Source organism: Kitasatospora sp. NPDC018619, from assembly GCF_044391605.1.
Lineage (GTDB): Bacteria > Actinomycetota > Actinomycetes > Streptomycetales > Streptomycetaceae > Kitasatospora.
On the sequence record NZ_JBISAI010000009.1, the window covers coordinates 81269 to 99363 of the forward strand.

15 protein-coding genes and 1 pseudogene are annotated in these 18095 nt (G+C 74.3%); 13 read left to right on the forward strand and 3 right to left on the reverse strand.

The window, feature by feature from the left end:
• Nucleotides 1–271 precede the first annotated feature (271 nt).
• Complete coding sequence (locus tag ACH5AR_RS16235; RefSeq protein ID WP_396302053.1) at nt 272–2257, forward strand: glycoside hydrolase family 6 protein; 1986 nt, start codon at nt 272–274, stop codon at nt 2255–2257.
• A 59-nt stretch (nt 2258–2316) separates the two neighbouring features.
• A complete protein-coding gene (locus tag ACH5AR_RS16240) occupies nt 2317–3885 on the forward strand; it encodes a cellulase family glycosylhydrolase (RefSeq protein WP_396302054.1) in 1569 nt (522 codons plus the stop codon).
• A gap of 46 nt (nt 3886–3931) precedes the next feature.
• On the opposite strand, the gene ACH5AR_RS16245 is transcribed toward ACH5AR_RS16240, so the two are convergent.
• Nucleotides 3932–4963 carry a LacI family DNA-binding transcriptional regulator gene (locus ACH5AR_RS16245; protein ID WP_396302055.1) on the reverse strand — a complete coding sequence of 344 codons (1032 nt, stop codon included), beginning with the start codon at nt 4961–4963 and terminating at the stop codon, nt 3932–3934.
• 279 nt (nt 4964–5242) lie between these two features.
• Here ACH5AR_RS16245 and ACH5AR_RS16250 point away from each other — a divergent pair, with 279 nt between their 5' ends.
• From ACH5AR_RS16250 to ACH5AR_RS16275, 6 genes and pseudogenes are all read left to right on the forward strand, one after another.
• Nucleotides 5243–6610: an extracellular solute-binding protein gene (locus ACH5AR_RS16250; RefSeq protein ID WP_396302056.1), complete on the forward strand. Its 1368-nt coding sequence runs from the start codon at nt 5243–5245 to the stop codon at nt 6608–6610.
• 77 nt (nt 6611–6687) lie between these two features.
• Nucleotides 6688–7662: a carbohydrate ABC transporter permease gene (locus ACH5AR_RS16255; protein ID WP_396302057.1), complete on the forward strand. Its 975-nt coding sequence runs from the start codon at nt 6688–6690 to the stop codon at nt 7660–7662.
• Nucleotides 7663–7668: 6 nt separating this feature from the next.
• Nucleotides 7669–8526, forward strand: coding sequence for a carbohydrate ABC transporter permease (locus ACH5AR_RS16260; RefSeq protein WP_396302058.1), 858 nt, complete (start codon nt 7669–7671; stop codon nt 8524–8526).
• A gap of 40 nt (nt 8527–8566) precedes the next feature.
• Nucleotides 8567–10024, forward strand: coding sequence for a GH1 family beta-glucosidase (locus ACH5AR_RS16265; RefSeq protein ID WP_396302059.1), 1458 nt, complete (start codon nt 8567–8569; stop codon nt 10022–10024).
• 115 nt (nt 10025–10139) lie between these two features.
• Nucleotides 10140–11147: a LacI family DNA-binding transcriptional regulator gene (locus ACH5AR_RS16270; protein ID WP_396302060.1), complete on the forward strand. Its 1008-nt coding sequence runs from the start codon at nt 10140–10142 to the stop codon at nt 11145–11147.
• Between the two features lie 526 nt (nt 11148–11673).
• Nucleotides 11674–12339, forward strand: a pseudogene (locus tag ACH5AR_RS16275) (glycoside hydrolase family 11 protein); the annotation flags it as partial.
• A 178-nt stretch (nt 12340–12517) separates the two neighbouring features.
• Here ACH5AR_RS16275 and ACH5AR_RS16280 read toward each other — a convergent pair.
• Together ACH5AR_RS16280 and xylB are read right to left on the reverse strand one after the other, a co-directional pair.
• Nucleotides 12518–13675, reverse strand: coding sequence for an ROK family protein (locus ACH5AR_RS16280; RefSeq protein WP_396302061.1), 1158 nt, complete (start codon nt 13673–13675; stop codon nt 12518–12520).
• 72 nt (nt 13676–13747) lie between these two features.
• Entirely contained in the window at nt 13748–15178 is a 1431-nt protein-coding gene (xylB, locus tag ACH5AR_RS16285; protein WP_396302062.1) for a xylulokinase, read from the reverse strand.
• Nucleotides 15179–15273: 95 nt separating this feature from the next.
• On the opposite strand from xylB, the gene xylA reads away from it, so the two are divergent.
• From xylA to ACH5AR_RS16310, 5 genes are all read left to right on the forward strand, one after another.
• Nucleotides 15274–16446, forward strand: a complete 1173-nt coding sequence (xylA, locus tag ACH5AR_RS16290) for a xylose isomerase (protein ID WP_396302063.1) — start codon at nt 15274–15276, stop codon at nt 16444–16446.
• A gap of 170 nt (nt 16447–16616) precedes the next feature.
• Entirely contained in the window at nt 16617–16940 is a 324-nt protein-coding gene (locus ACH5AR_RS16295) for a plasmid stabilization protein (protein WP_396302064.1), read from the forward strand.
• A 76-nt stretch (nt 16941–17016) separates the two neighbouring features.
• Nucleotides 17017–17616 carry a DUF6328 family protein gene (locus ACH5AR_RS16300; protein ID WP_396302065.1) on the forward strand — a complete coding sequence of 200 codons (600 nt, stop codon included), beginning with the start codon at nt 17017–17019 and terminating at the stop codon, nt 17614–17616.
• Between the two features lie 108 nt (nt 17617–17724).
• Entirely contained in the window at nt 17725–17898 is a 174-nt protein-coding gene (locus ACH5AR_RS16305; protein ID WP_396302066.1) for a CsbD family protein, read from the forward strand.
• A 5-nt stretch (nt 17899–17903) separates the two neighbouring features.
• Complete coding sequence (locus ACH5AR_RS16310; protein ID WP_396302067.1) at nt 17904–18080, forward strand: hypothetical protein; 177 nt, start codon at nt 17904–17906, stop codon at nt 18078–18080.
• Nucleotides 18081–18095: the final 15 nt, after the last annotated feature.

Consider the following 18095-nt stretch of genomic DNA (forward strand, 5'->3'; position numbering starts at 1 on the left):
CACGGCCAGAGCCCCGGTCCGCACCAGCGGGCCGGGGCTCTGGCCCGTAGCGGACCGGGGCCGGGCCCGTCGCCCGGCGGCGGCGGGCCGGCGGGGCCGGCGCGGCGGCGTGTAAGTTACAGCGGCTCGTGGGAGCGCTCCCGCAGCTATTGACGGCCTTTCGCACACCCTGGCTTGATGTGAAAGGGATCGCCGCGCGCCATATGGGCGCGTTCCCACCCGAGTTCCGCGATCCCGCCAGGAATCCCCACCCATCCGAAAGGAGCCGCAGGTGCCCCGGACCGTTCTGCGCCGCCTGCGCACGGCGGCGGCCGCCGCGCTGCTCGGCGCCACCGGCCTGCTGCCGAGCATCGGCGCCGCCACCCCCGCGCACGCGGCCACCGTCCACGTGGCCAACCCCTTCGCCGGTGCGACCGGCTATCTCAACCCCGACTACACGGCCAAGGTCAACGCCCAGGCCGCCTCCGACGGCGGCGCCCTGGGCGCCCTCGAGTCCCAGGTCGCCGCCAACCCCACCGCCGTCTGGATGGACCACATCGGCGCGATCGCCGGCGACGCCACCCACCTCGGCCTCCGGGCCCACCTGGACAACGCGCTCACCCAGCAGCAGGGATCCACCCCGGTCGTCTTCCAGGTCGTCGTCTACGACCTGCCGGGGCGGGACTGCGCCGCGCTCGCCTCCAACGGCGAACTCCCTGCCACGGCCGACGGGTTGGCGACGTACCGGACGCAGTACATCGACCCGATCGCGGCCGTCCTGGGCGACCCGAAGTACGCCGGGATCCGGATCGCGGCGATCATCGAGCCGGACTCCCTGCCCAACACCGTGACCAACATGTCCAAGTCGGCCTGCGCCACCGCCGCCCCGTACTACGAGGCGGGCGTCGAGTACGCGCTCGACAAGCTGCACGCCATCCCCAACGTGTACAACTACCTGGACATCGGCCACGCGGGCTGGCTGGGCTGGTCCAACAACATGGAGCCGGCGGGCAAGGAGTTCGCCAAGGTCGCCCGGGCCACCACCGCCGGGTTCGCCAGCATCGACGGCTTCGTCAGCGACACCGCCAACACCACGCCGCTCTCCGAGCCGTTCCTGCCCGACGCCGACCTCACCGTCGGCGGCCAGCCGCTCAAGTCGGCCGACTTCTACCAGTACAACCCCGCGTTCGACGAGTACCACTACGACACCGCGATGCACGCCACCCTGGTGTCCAACGGGTTCCCGAGCACCATCGGCATGCTGGTCGACACCTCCCGCAACGGCTGGGGCGGCCCCGCCCGGCCCACCGCGCTCAACTCCGCCCCCGGCACGGTGAACGCCTACGTCGCGGCCAACAAGGTCGACCAGAAGCACTTCCGGGGCAGCTGGTGCAACATCAACGGCGCCGGCATCGGCGCCCGTCCGCAGGCCCAGCCGTACGGCGCGGGCAACCCGATCATCGCCTTCCTCTGGGTCAAGCCGCCGGGCGAGTCGGACGGCGACTACCCGACCGCCTCGCACCCGCACGGCGACCCGCACTGCGACCCGAACGGCACCCAGAGCGACGGCAACGGCAACACCTACCCCACCGACGCGATCCCCGGTGAGAACGTCCCGGCCGGCCAGTGGTTCGCCACCCAGTTCCGGCAGCTGGTGCAGAACGCCTACCCGGCGTTCGGCGGCTCCGGCAGCACCGGCCCGAGCGCGCCGAGCGGACTGGCCGTCACCGGTACCACCAGCAGCAGCGTGTCGCTCAGCTGGACGGCCTCCACCGGCCCGGCGGGCGTGAGCGGCTACGCGGTCCACCGCAACGGTGCCAAGGTCGCGACCGTGACGGGCACGAGCTACACCGACTCCGGGCTCTCCCCCGCCACCTCCTACCAGTACACCGTCACGGCGCAGGACGCGGCCGGGAACGTCTCGCCCGCCTCCGCCGCGGTGACCGCCACCACGGCGGCAGCGGGCGGCGGCAGCAGCGGCTGCTCCGCCACCTACACGGTCGGCAACGACTGGGGCAACGGCTTCACGGCCGCCGTCACGGTCGCCAACACCGGCAGCACGACGACCAAGTCCTGGAAGGTCACCTGGAGTTGGGGTGGCAACCAGCAGATCACCAACAGCTGGAACGCCACCACCAGCCAGAGCGGCAGCGCGGTGACGGCCGCTAGCCAGGCCTTCAACGGCGCCCTGGCGCCGAACGCCACCACCAGCTTCGGTTTCCAGGCGACCTACTCGGGCGGCAACACCGCTCCGTCGCTGACCTGCACCGCGAGCTGACCTCCCCCCGGCCGGGGCCGCGTCGGCGGCCCCGGCCCCCCACCTCCGAGGAGCTCGGCATGCCCCGTACCGTCCCTCCGCGCACCGTCCCCGCCCGCAGCAGCCGCCTGCTCGCCGCCCGCCCCCGTACCGCGGCGCTCGCGGCCGCCACCGCCGCCTGCGCCGCCCTGGCGGTGCTCCCCCTCACCGCCTCGGCGGCCCCCGCCGCCGGCCTCTCCTGCGGTGTGAGCTACGCCGTCAACGACTGGGGCGGCGGCTTCACCGCCGACATCACCATCACCGACACCGGCACCACCCCCGTCAACGGCTGGACCCTCGGCTACACCCACACCGGCGACCAGACCCTCCAGAACGGCTGGAACGGCACCTGGACCCAGACCGGACGAAACGTCACCGTCACCAACCCCGCCTACGCCCCCACCATCGCCCCCGGCGCCTCCTACACCACCAGCGCCAACTTCGCCTACACCGGCACCAACACCGCCCCCACCACCTTCACCCTCAACGGCACCACCTGCGGGTCCCCGTCGAGCCCCTCGCCCAGTCCTTCGGCGAGCCCCTCGGCGAGCCCCACCGCCACCGCGAGCCCCACGGCGACCTCCACTCCCCCGCAGAACGGCTCCGCCCCCGCCGTGCACGTCGCCGGCACCACGCTGGCGACGGCCGACGGCACCCCGATCGCCCTCCACGGGGTGAACCGCTCCGGGGCCGAGTTCATGTGCGTCCAGGGCCACGGCATCTTCGACGGCCCGGCCGACCAGGCCTCCGTCGCCGCGATGAAGTCCTGGCGCGTCAACGCCGTCCGGGTGCCGCTCAACGAGGACTGCTGGCTCGGCCACGCCAACGTCGACCCCGCCTACGCCGGTGCGGCCTACATCGGCGCGGTGCGCGGCTACGTCGACCTGCTGCACCGCAACGGCCTGGTGGCCGTCCTGGACCTGCACTGGAGCGACGGGGCGTACACCGGGCCGTCGGCCGGCTGCTCCGACGCGAACGCGACCTGCCAGAAGCCCATGCCGGACGCGGCCGGCGCGCTGCCGTTCTGGACCTCGGTGGCGCAGACCTTCAAGGGCGACGACGCGACCGTCCTCGACCTGTTCAACGAGCCGTACCCGTCCCGTGCCACCGGCAGCGCGGCCAGCGGCTGGGCCTGCTGGCGGGACGGCGGCAGCTGCCCCGGGATCGGGTACCAGGTCGCCGGCATGCAGGCGATGGTGGACGCGGTGCGCTCGACCGGCGCGAGCAACGTCCTGCTGCTGGGCGGCCTGGAGTACGCCAACGACCTCAGCCAGTGGGCCGCCTACCAGCCGAGCGACCCCCTGCACAACCTGGCCGCGTCCTGGCACTCGTACAACTTCAACGCCTGTGCCAACGCCTCCTGTTGGGACGCGCAGATCGCCCCGCTGGCGGCCCGGGTGCCCGTCGTGGCCGGGGAGCTGGGCGAGAACGACTGCGCGCACGGCTACCTGGACACCCTGCTGCCCTGGCTGGACCGGCACGGCGTCTCCTACCTCGGCTGGACCTGGAACACCTGGAACTGCTCCAGCGGCCCGGCCCTGATCAGCTCCTACGACGGCACCCCGACGGCCTTCGGTGCCGGCTACCGCGCCCACCTGGCCGGCCTCTAGGGCATGACCGGGCCCCGTCCGGCGGCGCCCGCCGGACGGGGCCCGGTCATGCCGACTCCCGCACCACCAGCTCCGTCGGCAGGACCAGCTGCCGCCGGAAGCGGCCCGGCTCGGCGATCTCCTTGAGCAGCAACTGGACCATCAACCGCCCCATCTCCTCGGTCGGTTGGCGCACGCTGGTGAGCGGAGGCTCGGTGTGCCGGGCCACCACGGAGTCGTCGAAGCCGATCACGGCGACGTCCTGCGGCACCCGCCGGCCCGCCTCGCGCAGCGCCCGGAGCGCGCCCGCCGCCATCAGGTCCGAGGCGCAGAACACCGCGTCCAGGCCGGGCCGGCGGGCGAGCAGCTCCCGCATGCCCTCGCGCCCGCCGCGCTCGGTGAAGTCGCCGTGGGCGACCAGCCCTTCGTCGACGGGCACCCCGGCCTCGGCGAGCGCCTGCCGGTAGCCGGCCAGGCGCGCCGCGGCGCCCTCCATGTCGAGCGGCCCGGTCACCGTCGCGATGGCCGTGCTGCCCCGGGCCAGCAGGTGCCGTACGGCCGCCCGGGCGCCGCCCGCGTTGTCGGCGTGCACGTAGCTCAGCGGCTCCTGCACCGAGCGTCGGCCGCCCAGCACGGCGGGCAGTTCCAGCCGCTCCAGCAGCTCGGGGAGCGGATCGTCCTCGTGCACCGAGACCAGCAGGACGCCGTCCACCCGGCGGGCGGTGAGGTAGCGGGTCAGCCGTTCCCGCTCGTGCTCGTCGCGCACCAGCACCAGCAGCAACTGAAGGTCGGACTCGGCGAGTTCGGCGGACACCCCGGTGATGATGTCGGCGAAGTAGGGCTCGGAGCTCAGCTTCGCGACGTTCTCGGGGATGACCAGCGCGACCGCGTCGGTCCGGGAGGTCACGAGGGAGCGGGCCGCCTGGTTGGGGACGTAGCCGAGCTCCGCGATGGCCTGCTCGACCGCCGCGCGGGCCTTCGCGCTGACCTTGGGCGAGCCGTTGACGACCCGGGAGACCGTACCCCGGCCCACTCCGGCCCGCGCCGCCACCGCCTCCAGGGTGGGGCGGGCGGCGGGCGGCGGCTCGGCTCTGCTCATGATCCTTCTCCCGGCGGACGGCGGACGGCGGTGACGGCGGCAGCCGCGCCGGGAAGCGGCGGACGACACGGTCCGGTAACGGAGCCGAGGCACGCCCTTGACACTCCCCGCGCGGCGAAGCAATCTTCCCACATCCAGTGGGAGCGCTCCCACTCGGCGTTCCACCCGGCTCCACCCGGCTCCACCCGGCTCCACGTAGCTCCACCCAGCTCCGCACACCCCCGGCCGCCCCTCGCGCGCGCCGCAGCCACGGACCACCCCCGGACAAGGAGATCCGCCATGCGGAACACCCGCACCGCCCCCGGCACCAGAGCCGCCAGCCTGCCCTCCGCACCCCCCGCCCGCCGCCGGGCGGGCACTCGGTTGCTGAGCACCGCGACCGCGGCCCTGTGCGCACTGCTCGTCGCCGGCTGCTCCTCCGGCGGCGGCTCGACCGGCGCCGCGGCCTCCGGCGGCAGCATCACCCTCACCGTCGGCGACTACGGCACCTTCGGCTACAAGGAGGCCGGGCTCTACGACGAGTACATGCAGGCGCACCCCGGCGTCACCATCGTGGAGCACAGCGTCCAGCAGGAGACCGACTACTACCCCGCCCTGCAGACCCACCTCGCCTCCGGCAGCGGCCTCGACGACATCCAGGCGGTCGAGGTCGGCCGGATCGCCCAGGTGGTGAAGAAGCAGGCGGCCAAGTTCGTCGACCTCGGCACGGCGGACGGCGTCACCAAGGCCGACTTCCTGCCGTGGAAGTCTCAGCAGGCCACCGCCCCGGACGGGCGCACCATCGGCCTGGGCACCGACGTCGGCCCGATGGCGATCTGCTACCGCAAGGACCTGTTCCAGCAGGCCGGGCTGCCCACCGAGCGCGAGCAGGTGGCCAAGCTCTGGCAGGGCGACTGGTCGAAGTTCGTCGAGACCGGCAGGCAGTACCAGGCCAAGGCGCCCGCCGGGACCTTCTTCATCGACTCCGCCGGCGGCCTGTTCAACGCCGTGGTCTCCTCCAGCCCCATCCAGTACGACGACAGCAGCGGCAAGCTGGACTACAAGAACAGCGCCGGCGTCAGGACCGCCTGGGAGCTGTCCACCGGGGCGATCCAGGCCGGGATCAGCGCCGGCCTCAAGCAGTTCGACACCCCCTGGAACCAGGCGTTCGCCAACTCCGGCTTCGCGACGGTCGCCTGCCCGTCCTGGATGACGGCCATCGTCGCCGACAAGTCCGGCAGCGCCAACAAGGGCAAGTGGGACATCGCCACCGCCCCGGCCGCCGGCTCCTGGGGCGGCTCCTTCCTCACCGTGCCGAAGGCCGGCAAGCACCAGAAGGAGGCCTCGGCCCTCGCCGCCTGGCTCACCGCGCCCGAGCAGCAGGCGAAGGTCTTCGCCAAGGTCGGCAACCTGCCCTCCAACCTCAAGGCGCTGAACCAGCCGCAGGTGCAGAACGCCAAGCTCGACTTCTTCGGTGACACCCCCACCGGCCAGATCTACGCCGCCACCGCGCAGTCCATCCAGCCGACCGTGATCGGCGAGTGGGACGGCCTGGTCAAGGACACCCTCACCAACGGCGCCCTGCTCAGCATCGAGCAGCACCAGAGCGACGCCGCCAAGGCGTGGAGCAACGCGGTCAAGGAGATCGACGACAAGGTCAGCGGCTGACGGTCGGCCCCGGCCGTCCGCCCCGGCCCCGCCGGGCCGGGCCCGGACGGCCCCGTTCCCCAGAGAGGTCCACCAGCATGCTCGACCAGGCCGCCCCGGCCACCGCCCCGCCCCGCCCCGCTCCCCCACCGCGCACCTGGCGCTCCCGGCTCTACCGGTGGGACGTGAAGGCCTCCCCGTACCTGTACGTCGCGCCCTTCTTCCTCTGCTTCCTGGCGTTCGGCCTGTTCCCGCTCCTCTACACCGGCTGGGTGTCGCTGCACAGCGTCGACCTCCAGACCTCGGACCAGATGCAGTGGCGCGGGCTCGACAACTACACCCGGCTGTTCCACGACGACCTGTTCCGCAACGCACTGCGCAACACCCTGACCATCGGCGTGCTCTCCACCGTGCCGCAGCTGATGATGGCCCTCGGCCTGGCGCACCTGCTCAACTACCGCCTGCGCGGCCGGGCGTTCTTCCGGATCGCGATGCTCGCGCCCTACGCGACCTCGATCGCCGCGGCGACACTGGTCTTCACGCTGCTGTTCGGGCGGGACTACGGGATGATCAACTGGCTGCTGGGGCAGCTGGGCCTGGGCCACGTCGACTGGGAGGGCGGCACCTGGAGCTCCCAGATCGCCGTCTCCGTCATCGTCACCTGGCGCTGGACGGGCTACAACGCCCTGATCTACCTCGCCGCCATGCAGGCCGTCCCGCACGACCTGTACGAGGCGGCGGCTCTCGACGGCGCCGGCCGCTGGCAGCAGTTCCGGCACGTCACGGTGCCGTCGATCCGGCCCACCATCCTGTTCACCGTCGTGGTCTCCGGCATCGGCGCCACCCAGCTCTTCGGCGAGCCCCTGCTGTTCGGCGGCGGGGCGACCGGCCACAGCGGCGGCTCGGCCCACCAGTACCAGACCCTCGGGCTGTACCTGTACGACCAGGGCTGGTACGCCTTCCACCTCGGCCGGGCCGCCGCCGTGGCCTGGACGATGCTGCTGATCCTGCTGGCCATCGGCGCGCTCAACCTCGCCCTGGTCCGCATCCGCCGCGCCCGGAACGGGGGTTGAGCACCGATGGCCGTCAGACTCGGACGCCGCGCCGGAGCCCGGGGGCTCACCGGAGCCGGACCGTTCACGTACGCGGTGCTGGTCCTCACCGCCGTCCTGTCCCTCTTCCCGCTGTACTGGACGCTGGTCGGCGCCTCGACCTCCGGCGGCCGGATCGCGCAGACCCCGCCGCCCCTGCTGCCCGGCGGGAACCTGTGGCACAACCTCGACATCGCCTGGAACCAGGTCCACATGGGCCGGGCGCTGCTCAACTCGGTGGTGGTGGCGAGCTGCGTGACCGCCAGTACGGTGCTGTTCGCCACGCTCGCCGGGTTCGCCTTCGCCAAGCTGCCCTTCCGCGGCCGCAACGCCCTGCTCAGCCTGGTGGTGGCGACGATGACCGTGCCCGCCCAGCTGAGCGTCATCCCGCTGTACCAGATCATGGCGGACCTGCACTGGACCGACCAGCTCCAGTCGGTGATCCTGCCCAACCTGGTGGCCGCCTTCGGGGTGTTCTTCATGCGCCAGTTCCTGTCCGAGGCACTGCCGATCGAACTGGTCGAGGCGGCCCGGGTGGACGGCGCGAGCAGCCTGCGCATCCTGTGGAGCGTGGTGCTGCCGATCGCCCGGCCCGGGATGGCCGTGCTCGGCATGCTGGTCTTCGTGCAGTCCTGGAACGACTTCTTCTGGCCGATGATCGCGCTGAGCCAGAGCAACCCCACCGTCCAGGTCGCGCTGGCCGGCCTCGGCGGCGGCTCGTACGACTCCGACCAGGCCGTCATCCTCACCGGCTCGCTGATCGGGACGGCACCGCTGCTGCTGGTGTTCGCCCTGCTGGGCAAGCAGGTCGTCGGCGGCATCACGGCCGGCGCCGTCAAGAACTGACGTACCGTCAACCAACAGCACAGAATCGGAGAAGCCAGCCATGACCTCCACCCGGACCGGGTCGTCCCCGGCCGACACCGCCACTTCCGCCTTCCCCGCCGGCTTCCTCTGGGGAGCCGCGACGGCGGCGTACCAGATCGAGGGGGCCGTCGACGTCGGAGGGCGCACCCCCTCGATCTGGGACACCTTCAGCCGCACCCCGGGGCGCACGGCCGGCGGAGACACCGGCGACCGCGCCACCGAGCACTACGACCGCTACCGGCAGGACGTCCGGCTGATGAGCGAACTGGGCCTGGGCGCCTACCGGTTCTCGGTGTCCTGGCCCCGGGTGCAGCCGACCGGGCGCGGGCCCGCCGCCGGCCCCGGCCTGGACTTCTACCGGCGCCTGGTCGACGAGCTGCTGGAGCACGGCATCCAGCCCGCGGTGACGCTCTACCACTGGGACCTTCCGCAGGAGTTGGAGGACCTCGGCGGCTGGCCCGCCCGGGACACCGCCGAGCGGTTCGCGGACTACGCCGCCCTGGTGGCGCAGGCGCTCGGCGACCGGGTGGGCCTGTGGACCACCCTCAACGAGCCCTGGTGCTCCGCCTTCCTCGGCTACGGTTCCGGGGTGCACGCGCCGGGCCGGGCCGACTGGACGGACGCCCTGCGCGCGGCCCACCACCTCAACCTCGGCCACGGCCTCGCCGTCGAGGCCCTGCGCACGGCGTTGCCCCGGGACGCGCGGATCACCGTCTCGCTCAACCTGCACGAGGTACGGCCGCTCACCGGCTCCGCCGCCGACCGCGAGGCCGCCCGCCGGATCGACGCGGTGGGCAACCGGGTGTTCACCGGGCCGATGCTGGACGGCGGCTACCCCGACGACCTGCTCGCCGACACGGAGCACCTCGTCGACTGGCCGGCGCTGGTCCACGACGGCGACCTCTCCGTGATCGGCCGGCCGATCGACCTGCTCGGCGTCAACTACTACTCCCCCACCGTGGTCTCGGCCCTGCCGGAGGGAGCGGACCCGGGCGCCGCGAGCGAGGCCGGCCACGGCGAGGGCGCCCAGTCCCCCTTCGCCGGCTGCGCCGACGTGCTCTTCCACCGCCCGCCGGGCCCGCGCACCGGCATGGGCTGGCCCATCGACCCGAGCGGTCTGAGCGACCTGCTGCTGCGGCTGCACCGCGAACACCCCGGGCTGCCGCTGATCGTCACCGAGAACGGCGCCTCCTTCGAGGACCGGCCGACGCCCCAGGGCGCGGTGCACGACCCGCTGCGCATCGACTACCTGCACGGCCACCTCGCCGCCGTCCGCCGGGCGATCGCCGCCGGCGCGGACGTGCGGGGGTACTTCCTCTGGTCGCTGATGGACAACTTCGAGTGGGCGTACGGCTACGCCAAGCGGTTCGGCCTGTACTACGTGGACTACGCCACCCAGGCGCGGACCGCCAAGGACAGCGCCCGCTGGTACGCGGAGGTGATCCGCCGGGGCGCGCTGCCCGACCTGGCGGGCTGAGCGCGTCGGATCCCTTGACGCCGGCTGCCCGGCCGACGAAGCTGGCAGCGGTGGGGTGGCCGGTGCGCTACGGGTTCGGGGTTCCCGTGTCGAGGACCGATCCAGGACGGCCCCCATGTCCCTGCCCTTCCCCAGCGGCGGCACCCCCGCTCCGACACTGGCCGAGGTCGCCCGTCGGGCCGGGGTCTCCATCGCGACCGCCTCCCGGGTGCTGAACCGTTCCGCCCGGGTCTCCACCGACGTGGCGGCCCGGGTCGAACGGGCGGCGAGCGAGCTGGCGTACGTCCGCCGCCGGGCACCCAGCACCCGGGTGACCGGCGTGGTCGCCGTCGTCGTCTTCGCCGATCCGCTGCAGTACCACACGGACGCCTTCCCGGTGCGGCTGCTGGCCGGGCTGCGGCGCTCCCTGCCGGGCGCGGAGCGGGAGCTGGCCGTCTTCACGGTGCCCCGGCGCTCCCGCCGGCCCCCGCTGGTGCGCTACCTCTGCGGCGGCCACGTCGACGGCGTGCTGCTGGTCGGCCCCTGGGGGGACACCGCGCTCGTCCGGCTGCTGCACGCGGCCAGGGTCCCCGTGGTGTCCCTGGGCCGGCCGCCGGAGGCGGGCACGGTGGCCTTCGTGGACGCCGACAACCTGGGCGGTGCCAGGGAGGCCGTGCGGCGCCTGTGCGCGTCCGGCCACCGTTCGGTGGCCACCATCGCCGGGCCGCCGGACACCGCGGCCGGAGCGGACCGGCTGGCCGGCTACCAGCAGGCGGCGGCGGCCGCGCCCGCCGTCCGGCCCGCCGTGGCGTACGGCGACTTCAGCAGTGCCTCCGGCGAGCACGCGATGCAGTGGCTGCTGGACCAACGGCCGGAGCTGGACGCGGTGTTCGCCGCCTCCGACCAGATGGCCGCGGGCGCTCTGCGGACCCTGCGGCGGCACGGCCTGCGGGTGCCCGAGGACGTGGCCCTGATCGGCTTCGACGACGCGCCCGTCGCGGCGCGCTGCCGCCCCGGCCTGACCACGGTCCGCCAGCCGGTGGAGGAACTGGGCACCCGCGCCCTGGAGTTGCTGCTGCGCCGCCCCGGGCCCGGCGACTCGGTGGTGCTGCCGACCCGCCTGGTCGTCCGGGCGTCGGGCTGAGGCGCCGGGGGCACGGGCGCGGGGCCAAGCGCGCCGGGGCAAGCGCGCCGGGGCAAGGGCGCCGGGGCAAGGGCGCCGGTACACCGAAAGTTTCGAATGATCCAGCCCCGTGTAACTTACCGCCGACCCGCCGGGAAACGGCGGCCTCCCCGCGCGCCGGCCCCTCCCCTGAGCCCATGACCAGGGCTTTCCCCGGACCGGACCGATCCGGGAGCGGCCGACAGTTTCGCCACCACTGCCGAAAGCGTTGACAGCCGGATGCGGCCGAACCAACACTGTCGGGGCGTCGACACGTACGCGGCCCCCGGTCCGGACCCGGGCCAGGGCCACCGGTCGCCGACCCGCCCCGGAAGGAGCGGAGGCGACGGCCCGTCGGCGTCCCCCTGCGCCGCGCCACGGCGTCGCCCCCGCCACCCATCCGCTCGCGGCCACCGGCGGCGCAGGGCCGTACCCCACACCCCCACGCACCGTCAGGACGGAGACCCCCGTGACATCTCCCCACCCCAAGAGCCGCGAGACCGGCCGCCTGCGGCGGACTGTCGGCAGGACGCCCCTCCTCGTGCCGGCCCTCGCGGCCGTCCTGCTGCTGCCCGGCACCGCCGACGCCGCGACCGTGACCACGAACCAGACCGGCACCGACGGCGGCTACTTCTTCTCCTTCTGGACCGAGGGCAGCGGCGCCGTCTCCATGTCGCTGAACGGCGGCGGTCACTACGGCACCTCCTGGACCAACGCCGGCAACTTCGTCGCCGGCAAGGGCTGGAGCAGGGGCTCGCGCAACCCGGTGACCTACTCGGGCACGTGGAGCACCAACGGCAACGCCTACCTGGCGCTCTACGGCTGGAGCACCAACCCGCTGGTCGAGTACTACGTCGTCGACAACTACGGCTCCTACAAGCCCACGGGCACCTACAAGGGCACCGTCACCAGCGACGGCGGCGTCTACGACATCTACGAGACGACGCGCTACAACGCCCCCTCGATCGAGGGGATCAAGACCTTCAACCAGTACTGGAGCGTCCGTCAGGCCAAGCGGACCGGCGGAACCATCACCGTCGGGAACCACTTCGACGCGTGGTCCCGGTCCGGGATGAACCTCGGCACCATGAACTACGAGATCCTGGCCACCGAGGGCTACCAGAGCAGCGGCAGCTCCGACATCACGGTGGCCTCCCCCGCGCTGGCCGGCGGCGCCGACCAGCACTGACACCCCCGGGTGAGCCGCCACACGGGGCACGCGGCACCCCCGCGCGCCCCGTGTCACGGGCCCGGGACCGGCCGCGGGCCCAGCACGAGCACGCGGGCCCGGGACCGGCCGCGGGCCCAGCACGGGACGCCGGCCCGGGGCCGGCCGCACGCTCAGGGCCCGGTCAGCCGGCCGGCAGCAGCGTCGGGTCCGCCATGATCCGGCGGACCGTCGTCAGCGCCGCACCCAGCAGCGGCCCGCGCCGGCCGAGCGCGGACGGGCGCAGCGCCTGCGGCGCCCAGGGGCGGACCGTCACCCGGGCGGCCAACTCCGCGCGCACGGACGGCAGCAGCCAGTCGGCGAGGTCGGCGTAGGCGCCGCCGAGGACGAGGCCCTCCGGGTCGACGAGGTCGACGGCGGCGGTGAGGGCGAGCCCCAGGGCTCGCCCGGCGCGGTCCAGCGCCGCGAGCGTCGGCGGGTGCCCGGCGCCCGCGCGTTCGGCCAGCAGCGCGACCGCGTCGCCCCCGCCGTACTGCGCGAGACCGGCCGCGCGCAGCACGGCCGCCTCGCCGGCGTACTGCTCCAGGCAGCCGCGGGCACCGCAGGCGCACACAGGGCCGTCCGGGTGGACGGGGAGGTGGCCGAGTTCGCCGGCGAAGCCCCGGGCACCGCGGAACAACCGACCGCCGATGACCAGGGCGGCCCCGATCCCCGCCGCGGCGGAGACGTGCACGAAGGTCTCGACGGACCGTTCGGCGCTCCAGTACTCGGCCAGCGCACCGAGGTTGGCCTCGTTCTCCGGTTCGGGCAGGGTGTCCGCGTCCGGCCAGTGGTCGGCGATCCGGACCCGAGACCAGCCGAGGTTGGGCGCGCGCTCGACCAGTCCGCCGGGCTCGTTCGGCACCACCCCGGGCACGGCCAGGATCCGGCCGTCGACGCGCAGCCCCTCGGCGGCGGCCTCCTCCTGCGCCTCGGCGGCCAGGGCGGCGGCCTCCGCCAGGACGTCCTCGGCCGGCCGGCCCGCGGTGGCGCGCTCCACCCGGCGCCACACCCGCGGCTCGCCCCGCAGGTCCACCACGCACGCGCCGAGGTGGCCGGCGCCGATCTCCAGGCCCAGGCCCGCCGGGCCCCGGCCGCTCACGGCCAGCGCCCGTCCGGGCCGGCCGGGGCGTCCGCTGGCGGTGGCCGCCGCCTCGGTGAGCGCACCGCGCCCGATCAGCTCGTCGACCAGCGAGGAGACGGCCGCCCTGGTCAGCCCGACGCGCCCGGCGACGTCCGCGCGGGAGAGCGGGCTGTGCGCGGCGACCGCGCCGAGGACCACCGCGAGGTTCTGCCGGCGCATGTCCTGTTGCGACGCGGGCCCGAGCGCAGCGCTCCCGCCCGTCCTGCCGACCACCGTCACGCGCCGCTCCTCCTACCGGTCCTCGGCCGGAGCGCCCTGCAAGGCCCCGGCCCGACGCAGGGTACCGCCGATCCGCGCCAGCGCCTCCTCGTCCCTGCGCACCGGCTCCAGCACCGGGCCGCGGGCCGTGCGCCAGCGGCGGGCCACCGCGTCGGCCGGCTCGCCGGTGAGCAGCGCGGCGGCCTGGGCGGCGGCGCCGAGCGCGACCGGCTCCCGCACCTCGGGCACCTGGACCGCCCGGCCGGACAGCCGCAGCACGGTCCGCTGCCAGGCCCGGCCGCGGGCGCCGCCGCCGATCAGCAGCAGCGGCGCGTCGTCGGCCGGGTCCGCGCCGGCGGCGCGCAGCACGCCGTCCAGGGCGGCGAGCAGGGCGTGGGCGGCGCCGTCGTAGGCGGCCTGGAGCAGCTGCCCCGGGGTGGTGTCGTGGCGCAGCCCGTGGACGAGGCCGGAGGCGCCCGGGAGGTCCGGTGTGCGCTCGCCGTCCAAGTAGGGCAGCACCACCGCGGTGCCGCCGTCCTCGACCTCCTCGCGCCCGCGTCCGAGCAGGGCGGCGAAGCGGTCGACGGCGAGGGTGCAGTTGAGCGTGCAGGCCAGCGGCAGCCAGCCGCCGAGGGCGTCGGCGAAGCCCGCGACGGTGCCGGTCGGGTCGGCCGGCCTGGTGGGGCCGACGGCGTAGACGGTGCCGGAGGTGCCGAGGCTGAGCACCGGCTGCCCGGGGAGCAGGCCGAGCCCGAGGGCGGCGGCCATGTTGTCGCCGGTGCCGGCCGCCACCGGCACCCCCTCGCGCAGCGCCGTGCCCGGGCGGACCGTGCCGGCCCGCTCGCCCGGGGCGAGGACCTTCGGCAGCAGGGCCGGGTCGAGGCCGATGCGGTCGAGGAGGTCCGCGTCGTAGCCGTCCGGGCCCCACCAGCCCGTCCCCGACGCGTCGCCGCGGTCGGTCACCGCCTGCCCGGTCAGCCGCTCGGTGAGGAAGTCGTGCGGCAGGCGGACGGCGGCGGTGCGCTCGGCCGCGGCGGGCTCGTGGGTGCGCAGCCAGGCCCAGGTGGGGGCGGTAAACGCGGCGGTGGGGACGCTGCCGGTGCGGCGGGCGAGTTCCGCGGGGCCGATCGCGGCCCGCAGCTGGGCGGCCTGGGGCGCGGACCGGACGTCGTTCCACAGCAGCGCCGGACGGACCGGCGCGCCGGCCGCGTCGAGGGTGACCAGGCCGTGCTGCTGGCCGGCGACCGAGACGGCGGCCGCGCGCTGCGCCCAGCCCGTGGCCGCGGCGGCCAGGCCGAGCGCCTCCCACCACTGCTCCGGGTCGCTCTCGCGGCCGGCGCCCGTGCTGACGGTGTGCGGGGCGCGGCCCCGGCCCAGGACGGCGCCGGTGTCGAGGTCGACGGCGAGGGCCTTGGTGGACTGCGTCGAGCTGTCGAAGCCGATCACGACACGCTGCTCAGCCATGCGTTCCTCCGGAGGGGTTCCTTCTCAGGTCCCGGCATACTAATTTGTTGAGAGCCCTGACAAACACCCCCTCCGCACTGTTCCGGAGCCGCTCCATGCCCAGCGACACCCTCACCCCCACCCCCGCCCACAAGTTCACCTTCGGTCTGTGGACCGTCGGTTGGCAGGGTCGCGACCCGTTCGGCGACGCGACCCGCCCCGCCCTCGACCCGGTCGAGACGGTGCGCCGGCTGGCCGAGCTCGGCGCCTACGGCGTCACCTTCCACGACGACGACCTGATCCCCTCCGGCGCGGGCGAGGCCACCCGCGAGCAGACCGTCCAGCGCTTCCGCGCCGCGCTGGACGCCGCCGGGCTGAAGGTCCCGATGGCGACCACCAACCTGTTCACCCACCCGGTGTTCAAGGACGGCGCCTTCACCGCCAACGACCGCGACGTGCGCCGCTACGCGCTGCGCAAGACCATCCGCAACATCGACCTCGCCGCCGAGCTCGGCGCCTCCGTCTACGTCGCCTGGGGCGGGCGCGAGGGCGCCGAGTCGGGCGCGGCCAAGGACGTGCGCACCGCGCTGGACCGGCTGAAGGAGGCCTTCGACCTGCTCGGCGAGTACGTCGACCAGCAGGGCTACGACCTGCGCTTCGCGATCGAGCCCAAGCCCAACGAACCGCGCGGCGACATCCTGCTGCCCACCGTCGGCCACGCGCTGGCGTTCATCAACGCGCTGGAGCGCCCCGAGCGGGTCGGCCTCAACCCGGAGGTCGGCCACGAGCAGATGGCCGGGCTCAACTTCCCGCACGGCATCGCCCAGGCGCTGTGGCACGGCAAGCTGTTCCACATCGACCTCAACGGCCAGTCCGGCATCAAGTACGACCAGGACCTGCGCTTCGGCGCGGGGGACCTCCGGCAGGCGTTCTGGCTGGTGGATCTGCTGGAGTCGGCCGGCTACGACGGCCCGCGGCACTTCGACTTCAAGCCGCCGCGCACCGAGGACCTCGACGGCGTCTGGGCCTCGGCGGCCGGCTGCATGCGCAACTACCTGCTGCTGGCCGAGCGTTCCCGCGCCTTCCGGGCCGACCCGCAGGTGCGCGCGGCGCTCGCCGCCTCCCGGCTGCCCGAGCTGGCGCTGCCCACGGCCGGGGACGGCCTGGCCGGGCTGCTCGCGGACCGCTCCGCCTTCGAGGAGTTCGACGTCGACGCCGCCGCCCGGCGCGGCATGGCCTTCGAGCAGCTGGACCAGCTCGCCCTGGAGCACCTCCTCGGCGCCCGCTGAGCCGACGCGCCCGCTTTCCCGACGCGCCCGCTGCACCGACGCGCCCGCTGCACCGACGGGGGCCGAGCCGTGCGGGCGCTCACCGCCGGAATCCGTACGGCTCCCCCGTTTTCCCGCCGCCCGGCCGGGTACCCGCGCCCACGTATCGACCACGGACGAGAGGAACGGGCATGCCTCGCGGATCCAGCCCCAAGCGGGAGCGCCAGTACGAGCACATCAAGGAGAGCGCGCTCGACCGGGGCGAGAACAAGAAGCGGGCCGAGGAGATCGCCGCCCGGACGGTCAACAAGGAGAGGGCCCGGCACGGCGAGTCGAAGACCGCCAGCCGGAGCTCCACCCACGACATCTCCTCGGGACGGCGTGGCGGGCAGCGCTCGCACCGGGGCGCGCAGGGCCCGACGTACGACCAGCTGTACAACGAGGCCAAGCAGCGCAACATCAAGGGCCGCTCCACGATGAACAAGAGCGAGCTGGCCCACGCGCTCGGCCGCTGAGCCACCCCGGCGCCACCCGCTCCGGCCGGTCATGACCGGCCGGAGCGGTCGAGGAACAGGAGGCGAGGCGGTCACCGTGGCGGCACCGGACACCGGAAGCGGGGCCGGCGCGCCCCACCCCCGGACGGGACGGCGGGAGTCCCCCGACGAGCGGGCGGACCGGCGCTGGACCGACCTGCTCCAGGAGGTGCGGGTGGCCCAGACCGGCTCGCAGGTCCTCTTCGGGTTCCTGCTGAGCATCGTCTTCATGCCGCGCTTCGCCCAGCTCGGCGGCTTCGACCGGGGACTGTACGTGACCACGGTCGTCCTCGGAGCGCTGGCGACCGGAGCGCTTGCGGCGCCGGTGGCCTACCACCGGGTCTTCGCCGGCCACCGGCTGAAGCCCGAACTGGTGGACGCGGCCGCCAGACTGGTGGCCGTCGGGCTGATGCTCCTCGCGCTGACCATCGGCTCCGCCCTGCTGCTCCTGCTGCGCACGGCAACGGGCTCGGCGGCGGCAGCGGCCGGGATCACCGCGGCGGTGATGCTCTGGTTCGTCTCCTGCTGGCTGCTGATCCCCGTCCGGCACCTGCACCGGCACGACGACCAGTGCTCCGAGCCGCCGCCGGACGGCCCCGGCCCCGACTCCCGCCCCTCGGGCTCCGGCGGGGCCGACCCGGCCGGCCGCACGCCCTGAGCGGGGCCCGCCGCCACCCGCCCGACCGTCCCGATCCGGCATGGAACGCCCGGACCGGGGCAGACGAGGCACAGCACACGAAACGCCCAGACCGAGAGGAGTCACCCCATGAGTGCCCAGGACAAGCTGCGCAACGCCGCCGAGAAGGCTCAGGGCAAGGCCAAGGAGGCCGTCGGACGGGCGTCCGGCGACCGCGGGGTCGAGGCCGAAGGCCGGGGCAAGCAGCTCAAGAGCGACCTGAAGCAGGCCGCCGAGAAGGTCAAGGACGCCGGAAAGGACTGAACGGGATGACCGACCAGGACCAGCCCGTCCCGAAGGACCCCCCGGTGCCGGTCGAGACACCGGAGTCCCGGATGACCGGCGAGGGCTCACCGCCTCCGCCGTCCGACCAGAAGCCCGAGGAGGGGGCCACCCAGGACAGCGAGCCGGCCCACGAACCGGAACCGCACGAGCCACCCGACTGAGCGGCCCCGGACCGA